Origin of the sequence: Microbacterium trichothecenolyticum (assembly GCF_041938625.1) — a bacterium.
GTDB classification, from domain to species: Bacteria; Actinomycetota; Actinomycetes; order Actinomycetales; family Microbacteriaceae; genus Microbacterium; species Microbacterium trichothecenolyticum_D.
Window position 1 is genome coordinate 161,392 of sequence record NZ_CP169427.1, and the last position, 25,529, is coordinate 186,920.

The 25,529-nt window shown below is 67.7% G+C and carries 27 protein-coding genes and 3 pseudogenes; 17 read left to right on the forward strand and 13 right to left on the reverse strand.

Features of this window, described 5'->3' with window-relative positions; translation table 11 throughout:
- Positions 1-45: 45 nt before the first annotated feature.
- Positions 46-243, reverse strand: coding sequence for a DUF3073 domain-containing protein (locus tag ACEYYH_RS00780; protein ID WP_141895483.1), 198 nt, complete (start codon positions 241-243; stop codon positions 46-48).
- A 168-nt stretch (positions 244-411) separates the two neighbouring features.
- Between ACEYYH_RS00780 and ACEYYH_RS00785 the strand changes: the two genes are divergently transcribed.
- Complete coding sequence (locus ACEYYH_RS00785; RefSeq protein WP_374976410.1) at positions 412-951, forward strand: universal stress protein; 540 nt, start codon at positions 412-414, stop codon at positions 949-951.
- A gap of 27 nt (positions 952-978) precedes the next feature.
- Here the strand turns inward: ACEYYH_RS00785 and ACEYYH_RS00790 are convergent, their stop codons facing one another.
- From ACEYYH_RS00790 to ACEYYH_RS00810, 5 genes and pseudogenes are all read right to left on the reverse strand, one after another.
- Entirely contained in the window at positions 979-1,122 is a 144-nt protein-coding gene (locus tag ACEYYH_RS00790; protein ID WP_374978297.1) for a hypothetical protein, read from the reverse strand.
- Positions 1,123-1,140: 18 nt separating this feature from the next.
- Positions 1,141-1,260 (reverse strand): annotated as a pseudogene (locus ACEYYH_RS00795) (transposase); the annotation flags it as partial.
- 343 nt (positions 1,261-1,603) lie between these two features.
- A pseudogene (locus tag ACEYYH_RS00800) lies at positions 1,604-2,011 on the reverse strand (transposase); the annotation flags it as partial.
- Between the two features lie 361 nt (positions 2,012-2,372).
- Positions 2,373-2,981: a PadR family transcriptional regulator gene (locus ACEYYH_RS00805; RefSeq protein WP_374976411.1), complete on the reverse strand. Its 609-nt coding sequence runs from the start codon at positions 2,979-2,981 to the stop codon at positions 2,373-2,375.
- A 3-nt stretch (positions 2,982-2,984) separates the two neighbouring features.
- Positions 2,985-3,947, reverse strand: coding sequence for a DUF4097 domain-containing protein (locus tag ACEYYH_RS00810; protein ID WP_374976412.1), 963 nt, complete (start codon positions 3,945-3,947; stop codon positions 2,985-2,987).
- A 180-nt stretch (positions 3,948-4,127) separates the two neighbouring features.
- Here ACEYYH_RS00810 and ACEYYH_RS00815 point away from each other — a divergent pair, with 180 nt between their 5' ends.
- The gene (locus ACEYYH_RS00815) at positions 4,128-4,910 is read left to right on the forward strand and encodes a MerR family transcriptional regulator (protein WP_374976413.1); all 783 of its coding nucleotides are present in this window, start codon (positions 4,128-4,130) and stop codon (positions 4,908-4,910) included.
- Positions 4,911-5,060: 150 nt separating this feature from the next.
- Here the strand turns inward: ACEYYH_RS00815 and ACEYYH_RS00820 are convergent, their stop codons facing one another.
- Positions 5,061-5,225: a hypothetical protein gene (locus ACEYYH_RS00820; protein ID WP_181911764.1), complete on the reverse strand. Its 165-nt coding sequence runs from the start codon at positions 5,223-5,225 to the stop codon at positions 5,061-5,063.
- 214 nt (positions 5,226-5,439) lie between these two features.
- Here ACEYYH_RS00820 and ACEYYH_RS00825 point away from each other — a divergent pair, with 214 nt between their 5' ends.
- The 7 genes and pseudogenes from ACEYYH_RS00825 to ACEYYH_RS00855 all read left to right on the forward strand — a co-directional run bounded on the left by ACEYYH_RS00825 (position 5,440) and on the right by ACEYYH_RS00855 (position 13,336).
- The gene (locus ACEYYH_RS00825; protein WP_374976414.1) at positions 5,440-6,324 is read left to right on the forward strand and encodes an SDR family oxidoreductase; all 885 of its coding nucleotides are present in this window, start codon (positions 5,440-5,442) and stop codon (positions 6,322-6,324) included.
- Between the two features lie 36 nt (positions 6,325-6,360).
- The gene (locus ACEYYH_RS00830; RefSeq protein WP_374976415.1) at positions 6,361-6,627 is read left to right on the forward strand and encodes a Rho termination factor N-terminal domain-containing protein; all 267 of its coding nucleotides are present in this window, start codon (positions 6,361-6,363) and stop codon (positions 6,625-6,627) included.
- Positions 6,628-6,699: 72 nt separating this feature from the next.
- The gene (locus tag ACEYYH_RS00835) at positions 6,700-7,668 is read left to right on the forward strand and encodes a DNA topoisomerase IB (RefSeq protein ID WP_374976416.1); all 969 of its coding nucleotides are present in this window, start codon (positions 6,700-6,702) and stop codon (positions 7,666-7,668) included.
- A gap of 96 nt (positions 7,669-7,764) precedes the next feature.
- Entirely contained in the window at positions 7,765-8,178 is a 414-nt protein-coding gene (locus tag ACEYYH_RS00840; protein ID WP_374976417.1) for a fluoride efflux transporter FluC, read from the forward strand.
- A complete protein-coding gene (gene crcB, locus ACEYYH_RS00845; RefSeq protein WP_374976418.1) occupies positions 8,175-8,546 on the forward strand; it encodes a fluoride efflux transporter CrcB in 372 nt (123 codons plus the stop codon). The genes ACEYYH_RS00840 and crcB overlap by 4 nt, the downstream gene beginning before the upstream one ends.
- Before the next feature lie 91 nt (positions 8,547-8,637).
- A pseudogene (locus ACEYYH_RS00850) lies at positions 8,638-11,796 on the forward strand (efflux RND transporter permease subunit); the annotation flags it as partial.
- A gap of 1,057 nt (positions 11,797-12,853) precedes the next feature.
- Positions 12,854-13,336, forward strand: a complete 483-nt coding sequence (locus ACEYYH_RS00855; RefSeq protein ID WP_374976419.1) for a 2'-5' RNA ligase family protein — start codon at positions 12,854-12,856, stop codon at positions 13,334-13,336.
- A 284-nt stretch (positions 13,337-13,620) separates the two neighbouring features.
- Here ACEYYH_RS00855 and ACEYYH_RS00860 read toward each other — a convergent pair whose 3' ends face one another.
- Positions 13,621-13,875 carry a PLDc N-terminal domain-containing protein gene (locus ACEYYH_RS00860; RefSeq protein WP_374976420.1) on the reverse strand — a complete coding sequence of 85 codons (255 nt, stop codon included), beginning with the start codon at positions 13,873-13,875 and terminating at the stop codon, positions 13,621-13,623.
- A complete protein-coding gene (locus ACEYYH_RS00865; protein WP_374976421.1) occupies positions 13,875-14,597 on the reverse strand; it encodes a hypothetical protein in 723 nt (240 codons plus the stop codon). The genes ACEYYH_RS00860 and ACEYYH_RS00865 overlap by 1 nt, the downstream gene beginning before the upstream one ends.
- A 202-nt stretch (positions 14,598-14,799) precedes the next feature.
- Between ACEYYH_RS00865 and ACEYYH_RS00870 the strand changes: the two genes are divergently transcribed.
- Together ACEYYH_RS00870 and ACEYYH_RS00875 are read left to right on the forward strand one after the other, a co-directional pair.
- Positions 14,800-15,396, forward strand: a complete 597-nt coding sequence (locus ACEYYH_RS00870; protein WP_374976422.1) for an RNA polymerase sigma factor — start codon at positions 14,800-14,802, stop codon at positions 15,394-15,396.
- Entirely contained in the window at positions 15,393-15,899 is a 507-nt protein-coding gene (locus ACEYYH_RS00875; protein ID WP_374976423.1) for a hypothetical protein, read from the forward strand. Before ACEYYH_RS00870 ends, ACEYYH_RS00875 begins: the two co-directional genes overlap by 4 nt.
- On the opposite strand, the gene ACEYYH_RS00880 is transcribed toward ACEYYH_RS00875, so the two are convergent.
- A complete protein-coding gene (locus ACEYYH_RS00880) occupies positions 15,872-16,441 on the reverse strand; it encodes a hypothetical protein (protein WP_374976424.1) in 570 nt (189 codons plus the stop codon). The two genes, ACEYYH_RS00875 and ACEYYH_RS00880, sit on opposite strands and share 28 nt — an antisense overlap.
- Positions 16,442-16,659: 218 nt before the next feature.
- On the opposite strand from ACEYYH_RS00880, the gene ACEYYH_RS00885 reads away from it, so the two are divergent.
- Positions 16,660-17,088, forward strand: a complete 429-nt coding sequence (locus ACEYYH_RS00885) for a hypothetical protein (RefSeq protein WP_374976425.1) — start codon at positions 16,660-16,662, stop codon at positions 17,086-17,088.
- Between the two features lie 290 nt (positions 17,089-17,378).
- Here ACEYYH_RS00885 and ACEYYH_RS00890 read toward each other — a convergent pair whose 3' ends face one another.
- From ACEYYH_RS00890 to ACEYYH_RS00900, 3 genes are all read right to left on the reverse strand, one after another.
- Positions 17,379-17,588: a hypothetical protein gene (locus tag ACEYYH_RS00890; protein ID WP_374976426.1), complete on the reverse strand. Its 210-nt coding sequence runs from the start codon at positions 17,586-17,588 to the stop codon at positions 17,379-17,381.
- A gap of 160 nt (positions 17,589-17,748) precedes the next feature.
- Positions 17,749-18,030, reverse strand: a complete 282-nt coding sequence (locus tag ACEYYH_RS00895; protein ID WP_374976427.1) for a hypothetical protein — start codon at positions 18,028-18,030, stop codon at positions 17,749-17,751.
- A gap of 816 nt (positions 18,031-18,846) precedes the next feature.
- A complete protein-coding gene (locus ACEYYH_RS00900) occupies positions 18,847-19,851 on the reverse strand; it encodes a LacI family DNA-binding transcriptional regulator (protein WP_374976428.1) in 1,005 nt (334 codons plus the stop codon).
- Between the two features lie 174 nt (positions 19,852-20,025).
- Between ACEYYH_RS00900 and ACEYYH_RS00905 the strand changes: the two genes are divergently transcribed.
- The 5 genes from ACEYYH_RS00905 to ACEYYH_RS00925 all read left to right on the forward strand — a co-directional run bounded on the left by ACEYYH_RS00905 (position 20,026) and on the right by ACEYYH_RS00925 (position 25,493).
- Positions 20,026-21,285, forward strand: coding sequence for an ABC transporter substrate-binding protein (locus tag ACEYYH_RS00905; RefSeq protein ID WP_374976429.1), 1,260 nt, complete (start codon positions 20,026-20,028; stop codon positions 21,283-21,285).
- A gap of 68 nt (positions 21,286-21,353) precedes the next feature.
- Complete coding sequence (locus ACEYYH_RS00910; protein ID WP_374976430.1) at positions 21,354-22,295, forward strand: carbohydrate ABC transporter permease; 942 nt, start codon at positions 21,354-21,356, stop codon at positions 22,293-22,295.
- Positions 22,292-23,179, forward strand: coding sequence for a carbohydrate ABC transporter permease (locus ACEYYH_RS00915; protein ID WP_374976431.1), 888 nt, complete (start codon positions 22,292-22,294; stop codon positions 23,177-23,179). The genes ACEYYH_RS00910 and ACEYYH_RS00915 overlap by 4 nt, the downstream gene beginning before the upstream one ends.
- An 8-nt stretch (positions 23,180-23,187) precedes the next feature.
- Entirely contained in the window at positions 23,188-24,480 is a 1,293-nt protein-coding gene (locus ACEYYH_RS00920) for a family 1 glycosylhydrolase (protein ID WP_374976432.1), read from the forward strand.
- The gene (locus ACEYYH_RS00925) at positions 24,477-25,493 is read left to right on the forward strand and encodes a glycoside hydrolase family 43 protein (RefSeq protein ID WP_374976433.1); all 1,017 of its coding nucleotides are present in this window, start codon (positions 24,477-24,479) and stop codon (positions 25,491-25,493) included. The genes ACEYYH_RS00920 and ACEYYH_RS00925 overlap by 4 nt, the downstream gene beginning before the upstream one ends.
- Positions 25,494-25,529 lie beyond the last annotated feature (36 nt).

The window sequence follows — 25,529 nt, forward strand, 5'->3', positions numbered from 1 at the left end:
GAACATCGGTCAGGCCGCCGGGAACGGCGGCCGACATGCGGGGTGTTACGCCTGCGACGACGAGAGCGGCGAGGTCTCGTCCTCGTCTTCGTCGTTGTACTGGTCGGCCCACTTGTCGACGTATTCGTCTTCACTGTGATGACCGAGCTCGCGCTCGAGCGCCGAGTAGTTCACGCTGTACGTGTCGTACTTCAGCTCTCGGGCGATCTTGGTGTGCTTCGCCTTCTGACGGCCACGCCCCATGCGAGACCCCCTCATTTAGGATCGCGGGCTATTTTGCGGGCTCTCAGCCGCGCAAACCCGGGCATTCACGAATCCGGCTTCGAACCGGTAAGAGTAGCATTCAGGATAACACGGAGCCCCCGCACCCCGGCGGTTCCGACGCCACCGGTGGAGGAGGAGTGCGGACATATGACCGACGAGGCATCCGAGCCACAGGGCGATGCGACGACCGATGCGGGCCTGCACGGGGCGGTGATCGCGGGGGTCATCCCCGACCAGTCGCCGCGCGTCCTGAAGGAGGCGGCGCGCTACGCGAAGCTCTTCCAGGCGCCGCTCGTCGTCGTGCACGTCGACGTCACGCGCTTCGTCACCTACGAGGACCCCGACGGCTACGTCCACTCCGCGCCGATCGACATCAACATCGCCGCCGGCGAGGGCGAGCTCGCGAAGGTGCAGGAGGCCGCGGCCTCCGTTCTCGGTGATTCCGGAGCGGAATGGACCGTGCGCCAGCTCGTCGGCGACCCCGCGATGGCCATCAAGCACTTCGCCGACCAGATCGACGCGCGCCTGCTCGTCGTGGGCACGCGCAAGCGCGGCTTCGGCGAGTCGGTTCGCGAGTTCTTCACCGGCTCGGTCGGTGCGCGCCTCGCGCACCGCCAGCACCGCCCGATCCTGATCGTGCCCTTGGGCGAGCCGGTTCCCGACGACGAGGAGATCTGGCCGGCCTGACCTCTCCGCTCGAAGCTTCTATGTTCGTCAACCGGCTTCGAGGAGGCGGTAGAGGTGTCGGGCGATGATGCGTTTGAGGCAGCGGCGGATGTCGCGGTCGGTGCGTCCTTCGGCGCGGCGTCGGGAGATGTAGGCGAGGGTTTCGGGGTGGGCGCGCCAGCGGGTGATCACGATGCGGTGCAGGGCGGCGTTCAGGCGCCGGTCGCCGCCGCGGTCCAGGCGGTGGCGGACGCGGTCGCCGCTGGAGGCGGGCTTCGGGGCGACGCCGGCGAGGCGAGCAAAACGCGGCCTCGGAGTGGACCCGGCCAGGGTGTGACCAGGACGCGTAGAGTTGCGCGGCGCTGACCGGCCCGATGCCGGGCTCGGCCAGCAGCTGCGGGACGAGCTGGACCGTGAGCTGGTGCAGGGTGGTTTTGTTGCCGGCGAGGTCTGTGGTCAGCGTGCGGGCGCGGGTGGCGAGCCGGACGGCTTCGGCGCGGGCGGTGCGGACGTCGAGGGGGTCGGTGGGGCGGGTGCGCCAGGCCGCGATGGTGGTGATCTGCGCGGTGGTGAGGGAGCGGCGGGCATCGATGCCGAGATCGAACCGGCGGGTCAGCGCGGTGAGCGCGTTGAGGGTGCGGGTGCGGTCCCGGGTCATCTCGGTCCGGGCGGTGAGCAGCACCTGGATCGCGTCGCGTTCGGCACCGGCCTTGCGGTCGGTGAGCCGGTCGGCGTCCATCGGCAGCACGGTGGTGGCGGCGGTGCGGGCATCGAGGCGGTCGTCCTTGCCCGCGGGGCGGTAGCGGATGGACGGGGCTTCGACGATCCGGGCACCGGTGCCCGCGAACGCCTCGGCCAGCTGTCGGCCGTAGGAACCGGCACCATCGATGGCCACCAGCAGCGGCTGACCGCCGACGATGGTGTCCAGCCACTTCGTAGCGCGGGCGATGCCTGCCGGGGAGGTGGGGAACGCGCGTTCGTCGACGAGCCGGCCAGTGTGGTCCACGACGGCGTATTGATGCTTCTTGGAGTGGGTGTCGACACCGGTGACGAACCGGTACCTGTCTGCGACGATGGTCACTGCGATCTCCTGATCTTTGAGCGGACGGGGCGGTCGTAGCCGACGCCCGGGCTCTGATGGAGTCGTCGCGGGACAGAACTGTCATGAGCCATCACGGCCGTGCTTCTATCAAGTCACCACGACGGGCAGGACCCGGCGTCGGCGCTCACCATCGAGTGGACAGTTCGAGCGGAAGACACACGCCAGGCGTGATCAGTTGAGCGGCGAGTCACACCCGACAGCGAGCACCAAGCCGACCCTGCCAGCAGACACGGTCAGCCACTACCCACAGTGACAGTTGAGCGAGCGAGGTACGAGCGAGTCGAAACGCCCTGGGCTTACGAATGAACCCAGGGCGTTTCCGGCGATCGGATGCCGCGGCTCAGCCGCGCAGCGCGCGCGTCACGTCGCGCGCCACGCGGTCGAGCTCCGCAGCCAGCTGGTCGACCACGGCGGCAGCGAGGTCGCCGCCGCGAGCGACGTGGACGCGGACGTCGCCGCGGACGTTCGCGCGGAACTCGTTCACCAACGCGTCGACGCGCTGCACCTGCTCACGGCTGCGCACGCGCGGGTCGTCGTCGCGGGACGGCTGCGGCGTGGTCTGACGCTCTTCGCGCGACGCGGCGGCGAGGTCGGCGCGGAGGCTCTTCATCGCCTCGCGGACGCTGCCGCGCACCTCGTCGGCGATGAGCCGCACCGAGTCGGCGAGGCCGGCTTCGATGCCCTCGAGCTCGCCCGCGCGGGACTGCACCTCGGCGTGGCCGGCCTCGGTGATCGAGTAGACGGTCTTGCGTCCGTCGACGGTCTTGGTCACGAGGCCCTCCTCTTCGAGCTTCGCCAGGCGCGGATAGATGGTGCCGGCGCTGGGGGTGTAGGTGCCTCCCGTGCGGTCCGACAGGGCCTGCATGATGTCGTAGCCGTGGCGCGGCCCCTCATCGAGCAGGTTCAGCAGGTACAGGCGCAGGTCGCCGTGCGAGAAGACCGGGGCCATGATTCACAGCCCTTCTCGGTCGAAGCCGGTCGCCGCTTCACCGGCGGCCGCTTCGTCGACGCCGGCGGCCCCGGCGGACGGGCCGGCATCAGCCGGCGTTGACGCCGGTGCGTCGACGGACGCGGGGGGCGCAGCATCCGTCACCGGAGAAGCCGCGCGGCGCAGCACGGTGATATCGCCCGAGACGCTGTGGGCGCGCACGTCGGCGAAGCTGCCGCTGAGCTCGCCGACCGCCCCGGCGTAGTTGGTGGTCGGGCCGGTACCGGTGCCCGAGCGCACGACGCCGTCGACCTGGACCTTGCCGCTGACGCTGCGGATGACGTAGTTGGCCGCGCGGCCCTCGTCGAGGCGCACGGTCGAGGCGCCGCTGACGGTGTTGACGCCGACCGACAGGATGTCGCCGGTCGAGTCGACCAGCACCGAGCCCGAGACCGTGTCGATGGTGGCCTTGCGGAGGACACCGGTCGCGGCGACGTCGCCCGAGACGCTGTTGGCGTTGAGGGATCCGACGAGTTCGCGCACCTGCACGTCGCCCGAGACGGCGTTGACCGAGAGGTCGCCGGTGAGGCCGTCGACGATGATGTCGCCCGAGACGGTGTTGAGCGAGGCGGCGTTCTGCAGTCCGGAGACGAGGGCGCTGGCGCTGACCACACCGAGAGTGAGGGCGACGTCGCGGGGGACTGCGACGCTGATCTCGGCCTTCGGACCGGAGGTGCCGAAGTTGCGGAACACCTCGAGGAAGTTGTCCCACCGCAGCTGCGGGTGGTCGATCTCGACGTGGTCGTCGGCGACCTCGATGCGGAGGTCCTTGACGGTGACGTCGTGGACCTCGATGCGGATGCCGGGCTCGTCGTGGGCGATCACGTCGACCTGCCCGCCGACGAGGCCGATCTTGAGCGTGCGCACGGTCTCGATGTCGATGACGCGCGTCTCGCCCGGGTGGATGATCCACTTCTCCAGGGTCATGACTGCTTCTCCTGCGGTATCTCTAGGGTGATCCGTATCGCGATATATCGCGTGATTCGAGAGTAACACGATATATCGCGTCTCTGTCAAGAATCTTGCGGAAACTCGCTTGACCTTGACGCAGCGTCAACCTTTAGCGTGATCATCACGACGACGGACGCGAAACGAGAGGAGGTCGTCATGGAAGAAGAGCAGGAGTGGTCGATCCAGCAGATCGCGAAGCTCGCCGGCACCACGAGCCGGACGCTGCGTCACTACGACGACATCGGCCTGCTCGCGCCGTCGAGCGTCGGCCACAACGGCTACCGGTACTACGGCCAGGCCGCGCTCGTGCGGCTGCAGCGGATCCTGCTGCTGCGCGAACTCGGACTCGGGCTGCCGCAGATCGCCGCGGTGATCGAGCGCGAGACCGGCGAGGTGCCCGCCCTCGAGGCGCATCTGGCGTGGCTGCGTCAGGAAGAGGACCGGCTGGCGCGGCAGATCGCGTCGGTCGAGAACACGATCAGCGCAGTGAGAGGAGGTGAACGACTGATGGCAGAGAACATGTTCGACGGCTTCGACCACACGCAGTACAAGGACGAGGTCGAACAGCGGTGGGGGAAGAAGGCGTACGCCGACAGTGACCGCTGGTGGCGCTCGATGAGCGCCGATGAGAAGTCCGCGTGGCAGCAGCGCGCCTCGGACCTCGGCCGTGACTGGATCGCGGCCGCGGAGTCCGGCATCGCCCCCGACAGCGACGAGGCCCAGGCGGTCGCGAAGCGGCACGTCGCGTGGCTGACCGGCATCCCCGGGACTCCCGCGGCGGCGCCCGGCGGCGACGTGAAGGACTACGTGATCGGCCTCGGCGAGATGTACGTCGCCGACCCGCGGTTCGGCGCAAACTACGCGACGAGCCAGGGCGGCACGCACGGCGCCGAGTTCGTGCGCGACGCGCTCCGCGTCTACGCGGAGGCGAACCTGTAGCCCTTTTCGCTCACCTGTCGCGATGTGCCGGTCCGACCGACGACTCGTGACAGGTGAGCAGAACGGGCGCCAACCGCGAGAAGACGGACGGATGCCGCGGCCACCAGTGGCCGCGGCATCCGTCCGTCAACTGATCCTGTGGTGAAGGGGTCAGGTGCCTCGTCCGCCGCTGATGACTCGGAACAGGAAGGCGATCAGGGCGATGACTCCGACGATGATGGCCACCCACAGCAGCCAGCTCAGCGCCGAATTGAGGCCGCCGACGATCGCAAGGATGATCGCGACGACGATGATGATGATCAGGGCGAGGTTCATAGGAGCTTCTCCTTCTTCGTCGTCGATGCATGTGATGCATCGCGTGCCTCGTGGGCACATCTCGACAGTGGCACCCGCGGGGCGCGGCCCGTAGGGGGTTGACGACGCCGCTTTTCCGGTGATACGCCGGGCCTGCGGGGCAGTGCCTAGGGTGATCCGGTCAGCGCTGTCAACCCCCGTGAGCGTTCGGCGTCGCGTCCGTAGCTTCGCGGGTATGAGCACATCCGCGACCGATCCGACGACCGCTCACCACGACGACGGCTTCCCCATGCAGCAGCAGGAGCAGCCGGGGCTGACCGACGAGACGCGCCCCGAACCGGACCACGGCGAGGAGTCCTATCGCGGCTCACTGCGCCTGTCGGAGCGACGTGCCCTCATCACCGGCGGCGACTCCGGGATCGGCCGGGCCGTCGCGATCGCGTTCGCGCGCGAGGGCGCCGACGTCGCGCTGACCCACATGACCGAGGAGAAGGAGGACGCCGACGACACCGCGCGCTGGATCACCGAGAGCGGCGCAAGAGCGCTGCCGCTCGAGGGCGATCTGCGCGAGGAAGGGTTCTGCGCCGACATCGTCGAGCGCACCGTGGACGAGTTCGGCGGCCTCGACCTGCTCGTGCTGAACGCGGCGTACCAGAAGGACCGCGAGAGCCTCGCGACGCTCGAGACCGAGGAGCTCGACCGCGTCTTCCGCACCAATCTGTACGCGCAGATGTTCACCGCGCGCGCCGCGATCCCGCACCTGAAGCCCGGGTCGTCGATCATCGTCACGACCTCGATCCAGGCGTTCGACCCGTCGCCGTCGCTCATCGACTACGCGATGACCAAGGCGGCGCAGGTCGCGTTCGTCAAGGCGCTCGCCGAAGAGCTCGGGCCGAAGGGCATCCGGGTCAACGGCGTCGCGCCGGGACCGATCTGGACGCCACTCATTCCCGCGACCGGATGGGATGCTGAGCGCCTGGCGACGTTCGGACAGGACACGCCGCTCGGGCGCGCGGGGCAGCCTGCCGAGCTCGCCGGCGCATACGTATACCTCGCAAGCGACGAGGCGTCGTTCACATCGGGCGCGATCCTGCCGGTGACCGGAGGCAAGGGTCTGTGAAACCCGCCCACACGGCGGTGCACGAAGGAGGAAGCCATGCCAGGACAGCGCGGATCGAACCTCAAAGACCGCGAGATGTACGAGGAGCTCCGCAAGGACGGCGCCTCGAAGGAGAAGGCCGCGCGCATCTCGAACGCCGCGGCGAACCAAGGCCGCAAGACGGTGGGCAAGCGCGGCGGGAACGCCAAGGACTACGACGATCGCACCGTGTCCGAGCTGCGCAAGCGTGCGAAGGAGCTGGGTCTCAAGGGCTATTCGAACAAGAAGAAGTCCGAGCTGATCTCGATGATCCGCAACCACTGACGTCGGGGGAGACTCGGCCGGCGGGTCACCCGAGCCCGTCGGCCGGCCAGGCGATTTCGGTAGCGTGAACCGATGCCGAAGCTCGCCCGCGTTCGTCCCTACCAGGACCCCGGCTTCCGCCGGCTGCGCGCGGGATCGGGCTTCCGATATCTCGACGCGAAGGGCCGCACGCCCGCATCTCGACACCTGGATCGCATCCAGTCGCTCGTGATCCCGCCCGCCTGGCAGGAGGTGTGGATCAGCGCCCGGCCGGACGGACACATCCAGGCGGTGGGCGTCGACGACGCCGGCCGCCGGCAGTACGTCTACCACCCCGACTGGACGTCGGGCCGCGATCGCGGCAAGTTCGCGCGCTCCCTCGCGCTCGCCGAGGCGCTGCCCCGCGCGCGGGCGCGGGTGACGACGTCGATCCGCCGGGAGGCGCTCGACCGCGAGCGGGTGCTGGCGGTCGCGTTCCGCCTCCTCGACGACGCCGCGCCGCGCATCGGCTCGGAGCGCTATCTCGCCGCGCACGGCAGTAGGGGGCTCACGACGCTGCAGCGACGGGATGTCTCGGTCGAGGCATCCGTCGTCTCGTTCGCCTTTCCCGGCAAGAGCGGCAAGCACCAGGTGCTCGAGCTCGATGACGCCGACCTCGCCGCCGCGATCGAGCTGCTCGCCGCGGGCCGGCCGCGGTCGCCGCTGCTCGCGTGGCAGCGGGGCGGACGCCGCGTGGCGCTGACCCCGGCCGAGGTGAACGCGTACGTGCGGTCGCTGACCGGCGGGAAGTTCACGGCGAAGGACTTCCGGACGCTGCGCGGCACGATCCTGGCCGCCGAGGCGCTCGCGCGTATCGGCACTGTCGACACCAAGACCGACCGCAAGCGCGCCGAGGTGCTCGCGGTTCGCGCGACAGCCGAGGCTTTGGGCAACACCCCCGCCGTGGCCCGGGGTTCGTACATCGACCCGCGGGTGTTCACGAGGTACCGCGAGGGGAACCTGCTCGACCTCTCGGTCACGCCCGAGTCCGCGATCCGGGGACTGCTGCGGCCTGGACACTGACCCCTGTCCGTTCGTCACGGATGTACGCGTATTCGGCGTTGCGGCGTACATCTGTGGCGAACGAACGAGCATGGCGGCGCGGAGTAGCGTGAGGGGATGCCGCAGCCCGTCGATCCCCGGATCCTCGGGGTCACGGTGGCCGGCGGTGCGATCGGCGTCCTCGCGCGGGCGCTCGTGCTCGAACCCGTGACCGACCCCGCCGCGGTGCCGTGGGTCACGCTCGGGATCAACGTCCTCGGATCCCTCATCCTCGGGGTCATCGTCGGCTGGCTCGACGACCGGCGGCCGGTCCTCCGCTCGTTCCTCGGCACCGGGGTCATGGGCGGGTTCACCACCTACAGCGCTTTCGCCGTGGCCACGGCGCTGTGGCTCACGACGCCGTGGCTCGCGGCGGGGCTGGCCGCAGCATCCGTCATCGCAGGTGTCATCGGCGCGATCGTGGGACTGTTCATCGGACGCCGGATCGCCGACCGGCCGGGCGAGATCGAGTACCCGGAGGATGCCGCGTGAGCCCGTGGCTGCTCGTCGCCGCACTCGCGGGAGGCGTCGGGGCGGGACTGCGGTACCTCGTCGACCGGTGGCTCACGCCCGCCGCGGGCTCGCGGTTCCCGGTGGGGATCCTCGTGGTGAACGTCTCGGGCTCGCTCGTGCTGGGCGTGATCACCGGGCTGGGCACGGCGATCGCCCCCGAGCTGGCGCTCGTGCTCGGCCTGGGTCTGCTCGGCGGCTACACGACCTTCAGCACCGTGTCGGTCGAGACCGTGCTGCTCGCCCAGCGCAAGCGCCGGCGTCATGCCGCGCTCAACCTGTTCGGCACGCTCGCGCTCGCCGCCATCGCCGCGGGACTCGGCGTGCTGCTCGGGGGAGCGGTTTCATGAGAGCCGCATGAAATACTGAAGTTCGATACATCTCCGTATCGTGCGGGCTCCCGCCCTCCCCCTGCATCACCTCACCAGCGAAGGCCTCCGTGTGTCGAACCTCGCCGTTCTGAGTCTCAAGAACCGTGCGCTCATCGCGCTGATCACGATCGTCGCCGCCATCTTCGGCGGTCTTGCGCTCACAAACCTCAAGCAGGAACTCATCCCCTCGATCGAGTTCCCCGCGCTCATCGTCGTCTCGACGTACCCGGGCGCGTCGCCCGAGGTCGTGAGCAACGACGTGTCGGTGCCCATCGAAACCGCCATCCAGGGCGTTCCGGGGCTCGAGTCGACGAGTGCGACGAGCACGACGAACGCGTCGATCGTGCAGGCGTCGTTCACGTACGGCACCGACCTCGCGACCGCCGAGCAGAAGATGACGCAGGCGATCAACCGCATCAAGTCGCAGCTGCCGACCGGGGTCGAGCCGAACGTCATCTCGGCGAGCATCGACGACTTCCCCGTCATTCAGCTGGCCGTGACCGGCTACGACGACGAGGCGACGATCCAGGCGCAGCTCGAGGCATCCGTCATTCCGGATCTCGAGGATGTCGCCGGCGTCAATGCCGCCCAGATCGTCGGCGGCGTGGGCCAGCGCGTCACGATCACCCCCGACCAGGCCGAGCTGGCGGCGTCGGGGTACACACAGCAGGCGATCCGCGATGCGCTCGACCAGAACGGCGTGCTGTTCCCCGGCGGCGAGATCACCGAGGGCGACGTGACGCTGACGGTGCAGACCGGCGCGAAGATCTCGTCGGTCGACGAGATCGCCGCGCTCCCGCTGGTGCCGTCGACCGCCGACCAGTTCGTCGCGGGCCCGAAGACCATCGCCGACGTCGCGACCGTCGCAGAAGAAGCAGACCCCGTCACCACGATCTCGCGCGTGAACGGCGAGCCGGCGCTCACGATCGCCGTCACGAAGCTGCCCGCCGCGAACACGGTCGACGTTTCGCGTGGCGTGCTCGCGGTGCTGCCCGACCTCGAGGACTCGCTCGACGGCGCCGAGTTCACGGTGGTGTTCGACCAGGCGCCGTACATCCAGGAGTCGATCGACACCCTCGCGAAGGAAGGCCTGCTCGGCCTCGTGTTCGCGGTGATCGTGATCTTCATCTTCCTGCTGTCGGTGCGCTCGACGCTCGTCGCGGCGATCTCGATCCCGACCAGCATCCTCATCACGTTCATCGGCCTGCAGGCGTTCGGCTACTCGCTCAACATCCTGACCCTCGGCGCGATCACGATCGCGATCGGGCGCGTGGTCGACGACTCCATCGTCGTGATCGAGAACATCAAGAGGCATTACGTCGGCGATGCCGACAAGGGCGACTCGATCCGCCGGGCGGTGCGCGAGGTGGCCTCGGCCATCACCGCGTCGACGATCGTGACCGTCGCGGTGTTCCTGCCGATCGCGTTCGTCGGCGACGTCACGGGCGAGCTGTTCCGTCCGTTCGCGATGACCGTGACGATCGCCATGACCGCGTCGCTGTTCGTGGCGCTGACGATCGTGCCGGTGCTCGCGTACTGGTTCCTGAAGCCCGGCAAGCCGATCCTCGACGAGGCCGGCGTCGCCGTCGATCCCGAGGACCCGGCCGCTCCGCCGAGCCGCCTGCAGAGGTCGTACCTGCCGATCCTCCGCTGGACCCTCAAGCACTCGTGGATCACGCTCGCCCTCGCCGTGCTGGTGCTCGTCGGCACGATCGCCGCGGCTCCCTTCATGAAGACGAACTTCCTCGGCGACTCGGGCCAGAACACGTTCACGATGACGCAGGACATCGGCCCGGCCCCCTCGCTCGAGGCCGAGAGCGCGGCCGCCGAGCAGGTCGAAGAGGTGCTCCTCGACATCGACGGAATCGAGACCGTGCAGGTGTCGATCGGCTCGAGCGGCTCCGCCCTGCGCGACGCCTTCTCGGGCGGCGGCAGCGGCATCACCTACTCGATCACCACCGACCCCGGCGTCGACCAGGTCGCGCTGCGCGAGGAGGTGCAGGCCGCGGTCGCCGACCTCGACGACGCCGGTGAGATCACGGTCGCGTCGGGTGGCGGCGGCTTCGGCTCGACCGACATCGCGATCGACGTCACGGCTCCCGACTCCTCGACACTGCAGGAGGCGACGGATGCTGTGATCTCGGCCGTCGACGGAGCCGACGGCGTGGGCCAGGTCACGAGCAACCTCTCGGCCTCACTGCCGTACATCGCCGTGACCGTGGACCGCGACAAGGCCGCGGAGCTCGGCCTCTCGGAGGTCGCGGTCGGCGCGCTGGTGTCGAACACGATGCAGCCGCAGTCGATCGGCACCGTCGAGATCGACGACACGTCGCTCACGGTGTACCTCGCCGCATCCGAGACGCCCGCGTCGCTCGACGACCTGCGTCAGCTGCAGGTGCCGAGCGCCACCGGCCCGATCCCGCTCGAAGAGGTCGCGACCGTCGAAGAGAGCGAAGGCCCGACCTCGATCACCACCGAGGGCGGCCAGCGCACCTCGACCGTGACGGTGACCCCGTCGACCGACAACCTGCAGACCGCCACGGCCTCGGTGACGACGGCGCTCGCCGACGCCGACCTGCCGTCGTCGGCCGACGCCACGCTGGGCGGCGTCGTGACGCAGCAGCAGGACGCGTTCTCGCAGCTCGGCCTCGCCCTGCTCGCGGCGATCCTGATCGTCTACATCGTGATGGTCGCGACCTTCAAGTCGCTGCGCCAGCCGCTGCTGCTGCTGGTATCGGTGCCGTTCGCGGCGACCGGCGCGATCCTGCTGCAGATCATCACGGGCGTCCCGCTCGGCGTCGCGTCGCTCATCGGCGTGCTGATGCTGATCGGCATCGTCGTGACGAATGCGATCGTGCTCGTGGACCTCGTGAACCAGTACCGCGAGAAGGGCCTGACGGCGCACGACGCGACGGTGGCCGGTGGCTCGCGCCGTCTGCGCCCGATCCTCATGACGGCGCTCGCGACGATCTTCGCGCTCACGCCCATGGCGCTCGGCATCACCGGTCAGGGCGGCTTCATCTCGCAGCCCCTCGCGATCGTCGTGATCGGCGGCCTCGTGTCGTCGACTGTGCTCACGCTGCTCGTGCTCCCGACGCTGTACAACCTCGTCGAGGGCGCGAAGGAACGGCGCATCGAGAAGCGCACGCGCCGCGACGAGGGTGATGGCGGTGGTCCGGCTCCGGAGGGCGACGGTCCGGATGGCGGCACGGATGCTGCGGCCGCGGGCGTGCTCGTGGGCGCAGGCGTCGGAGCAGCCGGTGCGGAGGCACCGGGTGACGCTGCGGGTTCGAGTGGCGCGGTCGGTGCTGTGGGTGTGGCGGGTGCTTCGGCGTTCGAGACGCGCCGGCAGCGCCGTCAGCGCGAGGCCGGCGGTTCGGTTGCGGCCGAGACCTCCGAAGTCGCGGTGCCGGTGATCGAGGAGGGCCCCGACGTCGAGGTGTCGGACTCGACTCCGGCACCCGCTGACGCCGAAGCGGTGACGCCGTTGGCGGACGCGGGCGAGCCCGACGTGGAGGCTGACGAGGTCACACCTGTGGAGCCCGCTTCGTTCGGAACCGAGGCTGTTTCGGAGTCGGACGCCGAGGTGTCGGACGAAGCCGCCCCGGATGCGGCGGGCATCGTCGACACTGAGCCGGCGGCTGGGACGGACACCGCTGTCGACGATGAGCCGGCGGCTGGGACGGACACCGCTGTCGACGAGGAGCCGGCGGTGCAGGTCGAGGAAGCGGAGTCGACGTCGGCGCCCACCGACGCACTGGAGCAGGCGGAGACCGCCGAGCAGGCGGAGGACTCGGAGCCGGCCGCCGACACGGAGCCCGCCCGGACCGATGAGCCGGGGGTTGAAGAGGAAGCCGCGGCCGAAGTCACGCGTGACTCCGGAGAGACCGACGACAACGCGGGGCCTCGCGAGTTCGAGGATGCGCCCGAGTCCGCCGAGCCGGCGGAAGACTTCCCGGCTCCCGCCAGCGACTCCGCGGACGACGGGGACGGCTCTCGCGCGGCCGAGGACGTTGAGTCGGACGATGAAGGCTTCAATGAGCCCGAGAGTGGCGAGGATCGTCCCCGCGACCCTCAATAGAGCAGCTCTGCCGTCACGAGAGCGATTGTCGCTGTGACCTCACGTGTGGCCGCGCGAATAGCGCGGCCACACGTGCATCTTCACCGGGCCGGGTATACGCGCATGCCTGCCTCAGGTGCGGGCCGGCGCGCCGAGCCCTCGTACGTGTGCGCGCTAGGGGACCGCGTTGCGTGCGGCCCCGCTTTGGCTCGATCAGACTGTGGGTGTGGAGAACCCTGCCATCGGGGAACTATTCGTCGTGGTTGCTGCCTTGGGACCGCTCGAGGCCGGTACATCTTTTGGTCGCCGCGAGTGGCCGGCACACGTGACGCTAGCGTCGAACTTCTTCCTGACCGAATCTCTCGAACAAGTCGTTAGCGCTGTCAGCAAGATCTGTGACGGCCTGGGTCCCATCGCTATCACCTTCACCCATCGGGCGATGTTCGGCCCTCATCGAGACATCCCCGTGCGCCTCGTGGAATCCACCCAGGTCTGTGAGCTCCATCAGCGACTCGCCGACCTCTTGCAGGACCTGCCCGGGTTTCGTGCGAGCGAACCCGAGCACTGGCGAGCAGGGTACCGCCCGCACATGACGGAAGTGCCGGACGCGGAGTTCGAGAAGGGTGACCGTGCGCAACTGGCGTACCTCGCTGTCGCCACGCTGACCAAGCGAGACGCGACCATCGTCGGAACGCTTACACTTTGGTAGCCGCGGTCCGATAGGTGTGCGCAGACCGACCTGTGATCGCGCGTCGCCAACCGCGAACTTCGAGGGGCCCCTTCCGCGGATGGACCGTTGGCCGACCGAATTTCGCGGTGCCCTTTGGGCTGGAAGCCCGCGCATCGATGCCCGGCTATCGCACAGGGGCTGGGCGCGACGTGTACGACGAGATGCAGCAGCTTTGCGGTGATAGCTCGGCGCCCGCCAGTGCATCGGAACGGGGAGTAGGCATCTGGCTTGTTGACACCCACTCCCCGTCGATCACGGAATTGCTACCCCAGGGCCCGGCGGCGGCGCCGGGCGCGGTACCCGAAGGTGAACCACAGCACGGTGCCAAGTAGCGGGATCAGCAACTGCAGGACGATCCAGAGGACTTTCGTCTGCGTGGACAGGTGCTGCGCTTTGACTGTAGAAACCACACCGATCGTGATCGCGACCAGGACGATTGCGATCCAGCCGTAGAGGGCGAGGTTCCACCCGAGCGGAATGGTGGGGTCTGGAGACATCGAGACGCTCCGTTCGATCATCAGGACGAGATGTTGCCGTACGAGTCTCCACCTACTCGCAGCTGGATCCAAACCTCCCAGGATCCCCAGGGTGCAGTGACAGTCTGCTGCCAGCGCGAGGTCGCCGGTCCCGAGGCGTTCTCGTACGACTTGCGCTGCGATTCGTACGGGGCACTGCATGTTGTCGGATAGGCACACTGCTGCCATCCGTTGTACGCGTTGGTGATCTGATCGTATCCGCCCTGCACGAGGGTGAAGCTGGCGCGGAATGCGCTCTGTACGGTGCCCCACCAGGCGGACACAGTGCAACCGGTGTAGTTGGAGTACCCGCTACCCGAGCTCACGCTGCAACCCTGCACTGAGAACGGAACGATCGCCCCAGCAGGGACTTCGACGGCTTCCTCAACAGCGGAAACAGCCGGGGAGCCGTCTTCATACCAGCGCACGAAGACGGTGGCGCCGTCCTCCGCGTAGGGTGCGTCACCGACTTGGACGAACGTCGATTCGCTGACCGGCTCAGCGTTGGGAAGGAGCGCATCGATGGGCTGGCCTGCGTCGAGCTTTGCAAGGAGAGCGTCGATCGTCGTTTCGGTCATCCCGAGCGCTTCATAGCCGCTGCGAACCTCGGCGTAGGGATCATCAGCCACGGCCGCCGTGGGCGCGACGACGGTAGCCGCGAGGATCGCTGCCGCTGTGAGTGCTAGTGCCGGCGCGATCCGGCGGTGGAGCTTCCTGAACTTCATCTTTTGTACTCCCGGTCTACTTTGGCGAGGGGGCCGAGGTCCGACCCACATTCCGATATGTCCGAGACGCGGGAAAGGTTCCAAATTGCGGGAGCGATTCGAATCCGGCCCGAGGGCGATGCAGCCGAGTGGATCAGCTCCCGACGTAGGCTGGAAGAGCCTCCGCCGCATGGAGCGGCGTCGGGGATGTTCGGAGTGGGTCATGTCGGAGTCGGAGTCGAGGCCGGAGGCCTCCGACAGCCAGTTGCTGTTTCAGATGTGCAGGGGCGACGAACGCGCTTACCGCGCTCTGTTCCGGCGCCATGAACGCTCGAGCTACCGCGTGGCGCTCGCTCTTGTCCGCAGCACGTGGGACGCGGAAGAGGTCGTCGGGACGGCATTCTTCGAGCTGTGGCGACGGCGCGAGAGCGTGCGGATCGTGGAGGAGTCCGTACTCCCCTGGCTCTTGACCACAGTCTCTTATGCAGCGAAGAACCAGATCCGGGGCCGCCTGCGCTATCAGCGACTCCTTCGTCGCGTTCCTGACGCAGGCACGCAGCATGATCATGCTGACGAGGTAGCGCGGATGGTGGACGCGATCACTCTCACGCGGGACGTAGAGACTGCACTTGCGGCGCTAAATGCCCGGGATGCTGGGATTGTGATCCTGTGCATCGTTCAAGAACTCTCCTACGCGGACGCGGCCGTGGTGCTGGGCGTTCCGGAGGGAACGGTCAAGTCTCGCTTGTCAAGGGTCAAGGCACGCCTGCGCGTCGACCTCAATATGCACGCACCCGGACTTGAGGGGGTGGAAGCATGAACGAGCGGATGCCCCATGGAGCCAACATCGAAGACGCTCTTATATCCAAGATGCGCGCGGACCTCAGCAGGCAACCGTGGTACTCCCGATGGTTCGGAAAGCTCATGATCTTCGGTGGCGCCGGCCTGGTCCTCGCCGGAGGCGGAGTCGCCGCAGTGCGGCTCCTCAGCTCAGAACCTGTGACGGATTCGTTCGTTGTCCATTGCCTCAGCGAAGCGGACATCAATGCTGATGGCTCTTTCCCGGGCGCGGCTGCGAACGTTGCCTCACCAGACGGCGTCCTTCCGGTAGATGACGCGGTGGCGCTCTGCAAACAGATGTGGGAAGCCGGAGCACTGAGGAGCGCCGACCCGCTCGACGCTAACCCAGATCCAGGACGCGCCCCGGCAGAGTTCACCACTTGCGTGACCTCGACTGGTGAGGCCGCGATCGTGCCCGGCAATATCGAGTGCTCGGTGCTCCGGCTTCATCCATATCAGCCGAACGTCCCCGAGGGGCGATAGACAACTGACGATGTGAGGGCTGCAAAACTCCCCATCGTGGAGCAGTAAGGGATGCAGATGAGCACGGAGCCGCCGTAGTCGGTCTCGGTGTAGTTGCTCACCCAACAGTTGTTGAAGCCTTCGGACGACCGGATTACGTTGTTCCACCCGTTGGGCATGCTGGCGAATCCGTAGGTCACGCCGTAGCAGCCCGAGCCGGTTCCCCACTGCACCAAGACGCTGCCGCCCCGAGATGTCGACGTGTACTGCCGCCCGATGATCACAGTGCTCAATGGCGCGAGGCTTGTCCTTGCTTGGGGGACGAGACGTTCGAGATCGCCCGGCGCCCCGGCATCGATGAAGGCCTCCGCTTGCTCGATCGTGTCGAAGCACGAGGTGACGAGTGGTGTGTTGTCGGGTAGTGGTTGCCCCACCGGGACAGCCACGCCACCAATCGTGCAGACCTCACTCACTTCGTCCGCCCGGGCAGCGGGTGCGGGTGCTGTCGTGGCGATCGCGAGTACAGCGGTGATGACCAATGCGATTGTTGAGATTCTGGACACGGGACTCCTCAGGTGTTCAGTCCGCGATGTCCGGCATGTGCCCGGAGGTTCCAAACCCTCACAAAGCGGAGGTCAGTCCGACCGCCACGCGCCGCAGAGAGCGCCCGGGTCAGTGCAGGCGAGCGGAACGAGAAACGCGCAGCGATCGCGGCGCGATGGGAATCGAGTCCGGAGGGCCAAGCCGCATACGCCTACTTGGGTGGGCTCATGCTGCCGCTGTGGCTGATCGACGACGGCGAGCTGGACGTCACCATCCCTGGCGTGTGTGGAAATGGCGACTCGTGCGGGAACTGGTGCTCCCGCTCCGCAACGGCCAGTACCTTACTTCACCGGCGCTACTGCATGAGCTCGGACGCACCTATCCGGTAGTGTTCCCAGCCAGAGCAACCGAACGGGAGATCGATAGCCTGCTCCGCGCACTGGAAACAGAAGGCCTTCTCAATCGCGTGGTCGGGCAACCTGGTTACTACACCGCGGTCGACGCGAAGGATGCCGCCGCACGCTCGGAGCGCGACGTGCCGGCCGGCATGTGCCTGATCTGCGGTAAGCCGCTTTCGAAGGACCTCCTTGGCATGAAAGTGCACTTCGGCGACTGCGAGCGACGGGCGGCGAATCTCGCCCGACGTCCATCGCCGGAGCGATGGTGAACGGATCCGGTCCGGCCCGGAGACGTGGCCGAATCCCTTCCGGTGTAGGGGCACAGTCCAACGAACTAGCAGCGCAGGATCAACGGCGGCCATGGCCTCACTTGAGGCACGCTCTCATCGAAACGCAAGTGCTCGAGAACGACCCGACCCGTTCGCCGGCCGAGCCGTGCTCGACCCCGAGGGAACACAACGGTTGGGCTGATCGCACGCCGACGGCCCGGCTTTCGTGCCTCGCCCGCTTAGGGATGGTAGATGAGCGAGGCAGTTCTGGGATTCTGATCGACGACTCTTCAGCTCGCCTGTGGAAGTCCCTGGGATAACGCCTGGCGGATCCTCCAGACAGGGAAGCCGCTGAGCTGCGCAATCAAGTCGACATCGAACTCGTGCTCGAAGTAGGCCACCCGCACCTCCCGGATGCGCGACGGATTGTCACCGAAAGCAAGTGTGAACTCGGTGGCGTAGCGCTCCCAGACGCTGACCTCATACCCCGGTGCCGTCACGGTTCTCTCACCTCATCCCGGGTCTGACTCTCAGGAGTGGTCGCGGTGCTGATGCGATGCTACGACACCCTTGTTAACGCCAGGAGACAAGGAGAATCCGGGGAAGCTCGCTACGCACGATGTGAATCCCTACGGGGGATGGCCGCCCGGGGTGCACGGTTCACACCGGAGTGACCCGGGGAATTCGGTCCGGCATAGATCGTGTCGTGGTCGCGGCCGGTCGTCGCAGGCCTCGAGCGGTGCGGAGCACATCGTCCCGCGATGCATACCAGCTGGGGCGCTTGCCCAGCCCCAGCCAGATTGCCTCGTAGCCGCTGTCGACTCTTTCGACGTAGGCCACCAGACGCGCTGCGTCGTGCTCGTCAATGTTGGTGTCGCACAGCCGCCACGCTGATTCATCGAGCGGTTCGAACACCAGATTCTGTTGATCGACAGTGATCATCTGAACCTCCGAACCAACAATGCGCCCTCGCCGCGTGCTTCACCAGCCCTTGACCGATCTTCGTGGGTGACGTTCGGTTGAGCCCCCCAATCCGGCGCACCCCGGCTACGTCACGTGCCTCTGTCACCGCGTCGGGGTTGTTGTGGGGTTTGCCTGGCGCTTCCGGGAGATTGCGATCGCGGGCCCGGAAGTACCAGAAGTCCGCGTCGGCTTCGGCGCGGAGCCAGGGAGCCTCGGGTGAGGCTGTCGGCGATCCACGACGCGGCCGATTCCGCGTCGCGATGTATCGTTTCGGCCTAGATCTCAACTGTCGTCAACACTGTGAACGAGGTGCGTGCGACTATCAGGCATGGACACGTCCCGCGCTCGCTCATGTGCCGTCGGGGATCTGGGCGCCCTCGACATCAACCTTCGCGTCACGTTCTCACGCTTACCGAGTGACACGAGGTCGCGACGACGGGTGAGCGGTCGGCTCAAGCGGATTCGAGAGGTCGACTACCTGGTCGGCAACATGCGCCGCCCAGGTATCGAGCTCGTGGTGGCCTTCCCTCTCCAGCACGGAGGTGAGAGTTCAGACGTATACGGTCCACTGCCCCTCAGCTATCAGGTCCACGTCGGCGACCCGATGCTGATTCGCCAGGTGCCGATCGGCTGACGGGCTCTTGCCTTCGATGGCCCAGGCCGGGGACGCCGCCCGCAGTGCGCAGACGGGGACCGAGACCGCCGCCCGCTCGAGGGAACCAGCCAGAGCGCGTGGATCATCGATGGGTTCGGACATGCACCGCCTCCACCCAGGTCCCTCAGTGAGCCCGCGGCTTACCGTCCTGTGGACTCCCTCGCCTGGAGCGTGAAGTCGACGAGCACGCGGCGCGGCGCCGGGTGCTCGGTGGAGCCCATCTGCTCGGTGAGTGCGGCGACGGCCGTCTCGGCGATCCGCTGGCGGCCGAGATCGACGGTGCTGAGGCTGGGAATGGAGTACGACGCCTCGGCGGTGTTGTCGATGCCGATCACGGCGGTGTCGCCGGGCACGTGCAGCCCGGCGTCATCGAGCGCGCGCATCGCGCCGAGCGCGAGACTGTCGTTGAACGCGAAGACGGCATCGAACTGGGCGCCCCGCGCGAGCAGCTCTCGCATGGCGGTGGCTCCGTTGACCTGGATCCACGGGTCGGCCTCTGCGACCAGGTCGGGCTCGATCGCGATGCCGGCCCTCTCGAGCACGGTGCGGTAGCCGTCGAAGCGCAGGGCCGCCGATCCTCGAGTGTCGGCGCTGCGGGCACCGATGACGGCGATCCGTCGGCGGCCGGTGAGAAGCAGATGCTCGGTGGCGAGGGCGGCTGCGGCACGTTGGTCAGTGCTGACATGCACTGCGGCTCCGCCGACCGGGTGGTCGCCGAGAACGACGGTCGGCACCGAGAGCTGCACACTCTCGAGCTCCTCGGCACCGTGATCCATCGGGTTCAGGATGAGCCCGTCGATGTGCTGAAGGCGGGGACTGTCGAGCAGCGCTCGTTCGCGGGCGGCGCTGCCGGTGCGCTCGATCTGCACAACCAGCCCGTGCTCCTCGGCGGCGGCGATGGTCGCCTCGGCCAACTCGGCGAAGTACGCGACGGAAAGGCTCGGAACGGCGAGACCGATGACTCCGCTGCGACCGGAGCGCAGGTTCCGCGCGGCCAGGTTGAGCTTGTAGCCGAGCGCTTCGATCGCGGCCTCGACCTTCTTGCGGGTCTCGGCGGCGACGTACGGGCGTCCGTTCATGACGTTCGAGACGGTCTTCGTGGACACGCCGGCAAGGCGTGCGACGTCCTGCATCTTGACGGTCACGGCGGAGTCCCTTCCAAAAGTTCATCGTACATCGATGTAATACCCCGAACGCGGCAACTTGACGCGCGCGGCGTTAGAGGCTCATACTGATTCATACATCGATTACCGACATCGATTACCTAAACCATGGATCGCCGGGATGCCCGTCCCCGGTCGTCACGAAGGAGTGCCCCCATGAAACGACCTCTCGCCCTCGCGGCCTCAGGCGCCGCCGCCATCCTCGCGCTGGCGGGCTGCACCGCCGGTGCGCCCGAGCAATCCGACGGTCCCGTGGAACTGACGTTCTGGCATGGCTACACCGAGGCCGACGGCGACGTGCTGCAGCAGATCGTCGACGACTTCAATGCCTCTCAGGACGACGTCGAGATCAAGACCGAGGTGAAGACCTGGGCCGTGATCGACGACACGCTGTTGCCTGCGCTGTCTGCGGATGAAGGCCCCGACGTCGTGGCGATGCCGGCCGAGCGGCTCCCCGTCTACGCCGACCGCGGCGCGTTCGTCGACTTGAGCGACTGGTACGGCAGCGCCGACAGCAACACCGATCAGCTCAACCCGCAGGCCGTCGAGATGGTGACCGTGAACGGCGCCCCCTACGGCGTGCCCACCGGTTTCGTTCCGCTCTCGGTGTTCTACAACAAGGCGTTGTTCGCTGCGGCAGGCATCGCGGACTTCCCGCAGACGTGGGACGAATGGCGGGCGGCGGCGACGCAGCTGACCGTGGATGCCGACGGCGACGGCACACCCGAACAGTACGGACTCGCCCTCCCCGACCATGACACCGTCGCGAATGGACTGTGGCCGACGCTCTTCTACGGCGCGGGCGGAGATCTGGTGGAAGACGCCAAGACCGCCGTCATCGATTCCGACGCGAACCGCGAGGCGCTCGAGTACTGGGTCTCGGCCATCCGGGACGACAAGATCTCGCCGACCGGACTGGACGGGATCGGCGCCGATGAGCTGTTCAGCTCGGGCAAGGCGGCGATGCACGTCGGCGGCCCATGGATGGCCTCGATCGCCGAAGACAGCGGCATCGACTACGGCATCGCGGCAGTTCCCGCCGGGCCCGAGGCGCAGGCGGCGTCAGCGATCGGCGTCGCGATGGGAGTCACCGCGCAAGCCGGTGAGGCCGAGACCGCGGGCGCCGAGGCGTTCTTCTCCTACTTCTTCGACCTCGATGTCGCGACACAGTGGTCGCTGGGGTCCGGTTGGCCGCCGCTGCGAACGGATGTCCCGGCCGAAGCCGTCGCCGAGAACCCGGTCGTCGTCTCTCTCACCGCAATCGCTCCGACCAGCCGCGCACTCCTGCCCGGCGTCGTCAACAGCGTCGACGTCCTCGACGCCGTCGACGACCTGACCCAGCGCGCCGTCGCCGGCGAGAACCTGGACGACCTGCTGCCCGCCGCGCAGGACGAGGTCCAGTCGGCGCTCCCGTAGCGTCCGCCGATCATCCGACCCCGATCGGGGCCGCGGCGCGCAGCCCGCGCGGCGGCCCCTGGAGAAACATGGCGACAATCACGCAGCGCCCGTATCGCCCGGCGCCGCAGTTGGGCGGCAGGACCCCCGTCGGGTCGTCCCGGCGCACCTCGCTGATCGCGTTGGCATTCCTCGCTCCCGCCCTCGTCATCCTCCTCGTCTTCGTGGCGTGGCCGATGCTGTCGGCGCTGCGGCTCTCGTTCACCGACGCCTCGGGCTTCGGGCAGGAGGAATACGTCGGGTTCGACAACTACGTGCGCGTGTTCACGGACCCCGACGTGCTTCAGGCGATGGGGAACACCGCGTACTACGCGCTCCTCTTCACGCCGAGCGCGATCGTCGCGGCTCTGCTGCTTGCGCTCCTCGTGAACCATCGGCGGCTCCCCGGGCGTGGCGCTTTCCGTACGGTGCTGTTCCTGCCCTTCATCGTCTCGCTCGCCGTCGCCGCGTTCGCCTGGTCGTACCTGCTCGACCCGCAGATCGGCTTGCTGAATCACTGGCTCCGCGTCTTCGGCATCCAGCTCGGGAACGTGCTCCAAGATCCGGCGCTGGCGATGCCGACGGTCGCGCTCGTCGCGGTCTGGAAGAGCTTCGGCTTCTACCTCGTGATCTTTATCGCGGGCCTCCAGGAGATCCCGGGCTCGCTGTACGAGGCTGCCCGGGTCGACGGGGCGACCGCGTGGCAGCGGTTCCGACACATCACGCTGCCCATGCTCAGCAACACCCTGGCGTTCGTCATGGTCGTCGCCCTGATCGCCGCGCTGCAGGCCTTCGACCAGATCTACGTCATGACCGGCGGCGGCCCCTATGGGACGACGCAGACCGTCGTCATGGAGATCTACACATCCGGGTTCAAGAAGCTCGAGCTCGGCTTCGCGTCCGCGCTCTCGTACGTGCTGCTGCTCATCACCCTCGTGCTCAGCCTCGCCCAGTTCCGGTTCTTCGGTCGTCGAGAGAAGGACGTGCAATGACCTCCCTCACGACCCCGCCGGTCGCCACCTCCGCTCCGCCCACGCGCAGGAGGCGCCACCGCAAGACGGGGCGGGCATCAAGCCTCCTCCTTCTCGTGGCGGCGCTGGCGGCATCCGCCCTCGTGCTGCTGCCCATCGCGATCATCGCGTTCACCGCATTCAAACCCGTCGCCGAGGTCAACGCCTACCCGCCGACGCTGCTGCCTGAGGTGTGGACCCTCGACAACTTCGTCCAGATCTTCGAGGAGTTACCGTTCGCGCGGCTGATCGTGAACAGCTTCATCTTCGCCGGCGGCGTGACGGCGTTCGCGCTGCTGTTCGACTCGCTGGCGGCGTACGCGCTCGCGAGAATCGATTTCCGCGGCAGCCGCGTACTGCTCATCGCGATCATCGCCAGCCTCATGATCCCGTTCCAGGCCACCTTGATCCCCATCTACCAGCTTGTGAGCGACCTCGGCTGGGTGAACACCTACGCCGGGCTGATCGCGCCTCGCGCGGCCGACGCATTCGGCATCTTCTTCCTGCGGCAATTTTTCCTCTCGCTGCCGCGCGACCTCGACAACGCGGCCCGCCTGGACGGCGCGTCCGAGTGGCGGATCTTCTGGAACGTCGTGCTACCCAACGCGAAGCCCGCGCTGCTGACGCTCGCGATCTTCACCTTCGTGAACAACTGGAACGACCTGCTGTGGCCGCTCGTGTTCACAACCGACGCCGAGATGGGCACCATCACGTCCGGACTCACGCTGCTGACCGGCCCCGGCGGGATCATCCCCCAAGGCGTCATGATGGCCGGCTCCCTCATCGCCGTTCTCCCACTCGCGATCATGTTCCTCTTCGTTCAGCGGCGCTTCATCGAGAGTGTCGCCTCGACCGGCCTGAAATGAGAGATCGATTGACTGACTGGTACACCGACGGTCCCCTGCGGTTCGGGCTCGGCATCGAGAACACCTTCGTCCCACAGGGCGGGCCGGGCCTGCGGCCGATCGACGAATACGAGCTCACCGAGCACTACACGCGGTGGCGAGGCGACCTCGATCTCGCCGCCGGCGTCGGGGCGGAGTTCCTCCGCTGGGGCATCCCCTGGCACCGGGTGAACCCCGAACCCGGCCGCTGGGACTGGGGCTGGACCGACCGCGTGATCGGCCGCATGGTCGAGCTCGGCATCCGTCCGATCATCGATCTGCTCCACTACGGCACGCCGCTGTGGCTGGACGGGCAGTTCGCCGCCCGCGACTACCCGCAGCGGGTCACCGAATACGCGGTGGCCGCCGCCGAGCGGTACGCCGATCTCGTCACGGACTACACCCCGGTGAACGAACCCATGATCCATGTACTGTTCTGCGGCGAGTACGGCTATTGGCCGCCCTACCTCCAGGGCGAGGAAGGTGCTGCGCGGCTCGCGATTGCGATCGCGAAGGGCTTCCAAGCGACCCAGCACGGCATCCGCGACGTGCTGGGAGAGCGGGCGACTTTCGTGCACGTGGATGCCTCACTGCGATACGCCGGCGCGGTCGATGAGCCTGAGCACCGAGAGACGGCCGACCGGCTTCGTCACCAGGCGTTCCTCGTCGAGGACCTCGTCACCGGAAGGGTGGGGGCAGAACACCCGCTGGCCGATCTGCTGCTGCGCCATGGGGCCGACGAGAGCACGCTCGACGACTTCGCTCGCCGCCCGGTCCACCCCGACATCATGGGCGTGAACTACTACCCTCGGCACTCGACGGAGGTCTTCGAGCCGGGCGTTCACCACCGCGGCGGCTTCGCCGACCCCAGACCGACGCGCGACGACGGCCTGGCCGGGCTCACCGAGATGCTCGTCGAGTACGCCCAGCGCTACCGGGCGCCGGTCATGGTGACCGAGACGTGCGTCACCGGGACGATCGCGGAGCGGATCGACTGGCTCACCGCATCGGTCGCAGCGGTCGAACGCCTCCGCGCCGAAGGAGTCGCAGTGGTCGGGTACACCTGGTGGCCGCTGTTCGACATGTACGAGTGGACGTACCGGCACAGCTCCGGACCGAAGTCGGACCACCAGCTGGCCATGGGACTCTATGAACTGGTGGAGTCTGACGGCGGTCTGGAACGCCGGCGCACGGCGGTCGCCGACGCGTTTGCGGCGATCGGACGGCGACAGGACGATGCCGGTTGGGCACTCGCCGAGCCGACGATGGAGGAGCTGCGATGAGCGACCGGGTACGGGATGATCACGAGGCATACCTCTTCGCCCACTTCGTGGGTGAGGACGGCCCCGATGCGGAGCAGGTCCACTTCGCGGTGAGCCGTGGCGACACGCTCAGCGAATGGTCTCCGCTGGCCGGCGGCGAACCGGTGCTGCGTTCATTCGTCGGAACGGGCGGCGTCCGTGACCCGTTCGTCATGCGGCTACAGGACGGGGAACGGTTCGTCATGCTGGCGACCGATCTGCAGGTGTACGGCATAGGGCACTTCCGCGCCGCCCAGGAGCACGGCAGCACCGCACTGCTCGTGTGGGAGTCGAGCGACCTGGTGACGTGGGACGGCCCCCGGCGCGTAGAGGTGATGGCGCCCGAGCAGGCAGGAAACGTGTGGGCGCCCGAGGCCATCTGGTGCGAAGAAGCGCAGACGTACGCCGTGTACTGGGCTTCCAACCTGTACGACGACGACGGCGGCGAACGACGCAACGCCGACAGCTACAACCGCATGATGATCGCGACGACCGATGACTTCGTCACCTTCTCGCAGCCACGTGTCTGGATCGACGTGCGCCGCGCCCCCGGTTACGGGACCATCGATTCGACAGTGGTCCGCCATGGCGGTGTGTACCACCGCTTCACCAAGGACGAGCGGCCCGATGTGATGCACGTGTTCCACGAGGTCAGCGCCGATCTGTTCCTTGCCACGACGGATGCCATCGGATCGGCCTGGGACCTCGTCGCCGAGCGGATCGGGTCCGACCACCTCACCCACGGAGAGGGCCCCATCGTGGTGCCCTCGAACAGGGACGACCGCTGGTTCCTGCTGCTGGACTGGCCGCCGTACGGCGGCGGGACGGGCTACGTCCTCTTCGAGACCGACGATCTCGGCTCCGGTCGATGGGCGCGCACCGCCGAAAGCCTCCCGCCGCGGTTCCGCCACGGCTCGGTCATCCCCATAACGGGAGCGGAACGCCGCCGCTTGCTCGCGCAACTCCCGCCCGCCGCCGAGCTCGCCACGTCGTGAACTAGACACAGCGACTTCGAAATGGCGGCGTCGCCG

What these genes read in the sequence shown, in the direction of transcription:
- ACEYYH_RS00840 (WP_374976417.1), top strand. Translation starts at nt 7,765, where the DNA reads ATGCCGCAGCCCGTCGATCCCCGGATCCTCGGGGTCACGGTGGCCGGC.
- ACEYYH_RS00915 (WP_374976431.1), top strand. Translation starts at nt 22,292, where the DNA reads ATGACCTCCCTCACGACCCCGCCGGTCGCCACCTCCGCTCCGCCCACG.
- ACEYYH_RS00895 (WP_374976427.1), bottom strand. Translation starts at nt 18,030, where the DNA reads ATGATCACTGTCGATCAACAGAATCTGGTGTTCGAACCGCTCGATGAA.
- ACEYYH_RS00865 (WP_374976421.1), bottom strand. Translation starts at nt 14,597, where the DNA reads ATGAAGTTCAGGAAGCTCCACCGCCGGATCGCGCCGGCACTAGCACTC.
- ACEYYH_RS00925 (WP_374976433.1), top strand. Translation starts at nt 24,477, where the DNA reads ATGAGCGACCGGGTACGGGATGATCACGAGGCATACCTCTTCGCCCAC.
- ACEYYH_RS00875 (WP_374976423.1), top strand. Translation starts at nt 15,393, where the DNA reads ATGAACGAGCGGATGCCCCATGGAGCCAACATCGAAGACGCTCTTATA.
- ACEYYH_RS00910 (WP_374976430.1), top strand. Translation starts at nt 21,354, where the DNA reads ATGGCGACAATCACGCAGCGCCCGTATCGCCCGGCGCCGCAGTTGGGC.
- ACEYYH_RS00905 (WP_374976429.1), top strand. Translation starts at nt 20,026, where the DNA reads ATGAAACGACCTCTCGCCCTCGCGGCCTCAGGCGCCGCCGCCATCCTC.
- ACEYYH_RS00780 (WP_141895483.1), bottom strand. Translation starts at nt 243, where the DNA reads ATGGGGCGTGGCCGTCAGAAGGCGAAGCACACCAAGATCGCCCGAGAG.
- ACEYYH_RS00830 (WP_374976415.1), top strand. Translation starts at nt 6,361, where the DNA reads ATGCCAGGACAGCGCGGATCGAACCTCAAAGACCGCGAGATGTACGAG.
- ACEYYH_RS00835 (WP_374976416.1), top strand. Translation starts at nt 6,700, where the DNA reads ATGCCGAAGCTCGCCCGCGTTCGTCCCTACCAGGACCCCGGCTTCCGC.
- ACEYYH_RS00815 (WP_374976413.1), top strand. Translation starts at nt 4,128, where the DNA reads ATGGAAGAAGAGCAGGAGTGGTCGATCCAGCAGATCGCGAAGCTCGCC.
- ACEYYH_RS00870 (WP_374976422.1), top strand. Translation starts at nt 14,800, where the DNA reads ATGTCGGAGTCGGAGTCGAGGCCGGAGGCCTCCGACAGCCAGTTGCTG.
- ACEYYH_RS00820 (WP_181911764.1), bottom strand. Translation starts at nt 5,225, where the DNA reads ATGAACCTCGCCCTGATCATCATCATCGTCGTCGCGATCATCCTTGCG.
- ACEYYH_RS00825 (WP_374976414.1), top strand. Translation starts at nt 5,440, where the DNA reads ATGAGCACATCCGCGACCGATCCGACGACCGCTCACCACGACGACGGC.
- ACEYYH_RS00810 (WP_374976412.1), bottom strand. Translation starts at nt 3,947, where the DNA reads ATGACCCTGGAGAAGTGGATCATCCACCCGGGCGAGACGCGCGTCATC.
- ACEYYH_RS00860 (WP_374976420.1), bottom strand. Translation starts at nt 13,875, where the DNA reads ATGATCGAACGGAGCGTCTCGATGTCTCCAGACCCCACCATTCCGCTC.
- ACEYYH_RS00805 (WP_374976411.1), bottom strand. Translation starts at nt 2,981, where the DNA reads ATGGCCCCGGTCTTCTCGCACGGCGACCTGCGCCTGTACCTGCTGAAC.
- ACEYYH_RS00785 (WP_374976410.1), top strand. Translation starts at nt 412, where the DNA reads ATGACCGACGAGGCATCCGAGCCACAGGGCGATGCGACGACCGATGCG.